The 2,544-nt window shown below is 80.4% G+C and carries 3 protein-coding genes; all 3 read right to left on the bottom strand.

The window, feature by feature from the left end; genetic code table 11:
- Nucleotides 1–150: 150 nt before the first annotated feature.
- Nucleotides 151–804, bottom strand: coding sequence for a type II secretion system F family protein (locus ATM99_RS15695; RefSeq protein ID WP_223305182.1), 654 nt, complete (start codon nt 802–804; stop codon nt 151–153).
- Nucleotides 801–1,613: a type II secretion system F family protein gene (locus ATM99_RS15690; protein ID WP_062103788.1), complete on the bottom strand. Its 813-nt coding sequence runs from the start codon at nt 1,611–1,613 to the stop codon at nt 801–803. Before ATM99_RS15690 ends, ATM99_RS15695 begins: the two co-directional genes overlap by 4 nt.
- On the bottom strand, nt 1,610–2,544 hold a 935-nt coding region (locus tag ATM99_RS15685; protein ID WP_190278856.1), incomplete at its 5' end, for a CpaF family protein. The genes ATM99_RS15690 and ATM99_RS15685, both read right to left, overlap by 4 nt.

Here is a 2,544-nt window from a genome sequence, read left to right as displayed (position 1 = left end):
GTCCGCCCCACGAGGCCCGTGGCGCGCTCGTGGGACACCGTCGGCCCAGGCTCGGCACGCACGGCGCACGCCTGCGCCACGGCGAGGCGCTCGGAGGACGCGAACGCCACCGGCCGCGACGAGGACGCTCGGTCCCCGCGTCCTCGACCGTCAGGGCCCGAGGAGGTCGCCCGCCAGCCCGAGCACCACCGGGACGAGCCCGAGCACGACGAACGCGGGCAGGAAGCACACGCCGAGCGGCAGCGTCAGGCGGACCCCGAGCGCACCGGCGGCGGCACGCGCCGCGGCACGACGCTCACGGCGCAGGCGGTCGGCGGCGGCGCGCAGCAGCGGGCCGGGCGACGACCCGGCGTCCCACCCGACCCGCAGCGCCGCCCCGACCGCGGCGACCGCCGGGGGCGCACCGGCCCACGCGACGTCCCACGGCGCGCCCATGCCCAACGCGGTGCCGGCGCGCACGAGCGCCTCGCCGTCGCTCCCGCCCAGGTGCCGCCCGGTGCCGACGAGCGCCGTCGGCACCGCGGCACCACCACGGACGGCCGTCGCGCACAGGTCGAGCACGAAGGCCGCGTCGAGCGGCGCCTGCGCCGCGTCCGGCAACCCGTCGGCCGCCCCGCGCGCAGCAGCCCGACGTCGCGCCGCCTGTCGGCCTCGGGGCTCGTCGCCCGGCGCCCGGAGGCTCCCGACGCCACGCGCCGGGCGCCAGGGCACCGCCGCCAGCAGCACGGCGAGGGCGACGAGGACACCGGTGCCGACGCTCGCCGTGAGCCCGGCCGACGCGGCCCCGGCCAGGTCGCCGGTCACGTCGCGACCGCGCGCCGCAGCAGGGTCCGCACCCACAGGGAACCGCCCACCATGAGCGTCACACCGACGACACCGAGCACGCTGCCGACGCCACCACCGGTGAGCACCTGCCAGGGGCGCGCACCGATCGCCGCTCCGACCAGCAGCCCGAGCAGCGGCAGCAGGACCAGGACACGGGCCGTGGCACGCGGCCCCGCGAGCGCAGCGGCGACGTCGGCGGCCTGCTCGGCGTCGGCGGTCACGGCGGCCGCGAGGTCGGCGAGCACGTCGGCGAGCGGGGCACCGGTCTCGGCAGCGACGCGCGTGCCCGCGAGGACGGCCCGCACGCGCGAACGGTGCGCCAGGACGACGCTCCGCGGCGTGCGGGCACGCCAGGCGGGGCCCGGAGCTCGGCCGGCCGCCACGGTCGCGAGCAGGGCCGCGGCAGGTGGGGCGCCGTCGTCCTCGCCCGGGACGCCGAGGACGGACCGCCAGGCGTCGGGCGGCGGGACCCCGGCCCGCAGCTGCGAGGCGACGGCGTGCAGGACACCCGCGAGGTCGGCAGCGGTCCCGCGCGACGCCGAGCCGAGCGGCGCCCGGGCGGACGTCCCGCCTGACCACGGACCCCGGCGGCCCGCGCGCGACACGACCCGGCCGGTGGGCCCCGCCCCGGGAGCGGACCGGCCACCGAGAGCACCGGTCGTGGCCGGTGTCGTCCCGGGCGGCGGCGCGTGCGGCGCGACGGAGGTGCGCAGCACCTCCCGGCGCACGGGCGGCCCGGCCAGCGCGAGCACGGCACCCGCGACCAGGACCGCCACGAGCACCGTCACGTCCGCTCCCGCGCGACGCGCGCTAACGTCCCGCGCTGCGCACCCTGCCCGCCGTCCGCACCCTGCCCGCCGTCCGCACCCTGCTCGACGAGCCCGACGCCTCCGCCCTGGTCCCGCTGCTCGCACTGACCGCGCGGCCCGGCCTGGTCGAGCCGCGCGGCGAGTCGCGGCCACCCCCGGCCGCGACGGACGCCGCCCGCCGGGTCGACGTCGAGCGCCGTGACGACCACGAGTCCGCCGTCGCCCCGCCGCTCGACGACCCCGATCTCCGCGAGGTACCGCCGGCCGGCGTCGGGGCCGTGCCGCACGCGCCGCACGTGCAGCACGGCGTCGACGGCGCTCGCGGCCTGCGCGGCCACCGCGGCCCGGTCGAGGCCGGCGAGCGCGGCGAGCGCCTCGAGCCGCGCGGGCACGTCGGCGGCCGCGTTGGCGTGCAGGGTCGCGCACCCGCCCTCGTGCCCCGTGTTGAGCGCGGCGAGGACCTCGCGCACCTCGGCGCCGCGGCACTCGCCGAGCACGATCCGGTCGGGTCGCATGCGCAGCGACTGCCGGACGAGGTCGGCGAGGTCCACGCCACCGGCGCCGTCGACGTTGGGCGGGCGCGTCGTGAGCCGCACGACGTGGGGGTGGTCGGCGACGAGCTCGCCGGCCTCCTCGACCAGCACGATGCGCTCGTCGTGCGGGACGAGCGAGAGCAGTGCGGCCAGCAGCGTCGTCTTGCCTGCCCCGGTGGCGCCGGAGACCAGGAGGTTGGCGCGCGCGTCGACGAGCGCGCGCAGCAGCGGCACGAGGGGCGGGGCGACCGTGCCGGACGCCGCGAGGTCGGCGAGCGTGAACGCGCGCGGCCGCACGACCCGCAGGCTCAGCGTCGTGCACGTGTCGGTGAGCGGCGGCAGCACGGCGTGCAGGCGCGTGCCGTCGGGCAGGCGGG

It is taken from the genome of Cellulomonas sp. B6, from assembly GCF_001462455.1.
In the GTDB taxonomy this organism is placed as follows: domain Bacteria; phylum Actinomycetota; class Actinomycetes; order Actinomycetales; family Cellulomonadaceae; genus Cellulomonas.
Note: the sequence above shows the minus strand (reverse complement) of the source record. Positions and strands in the feature narration are given on the sequence as shown.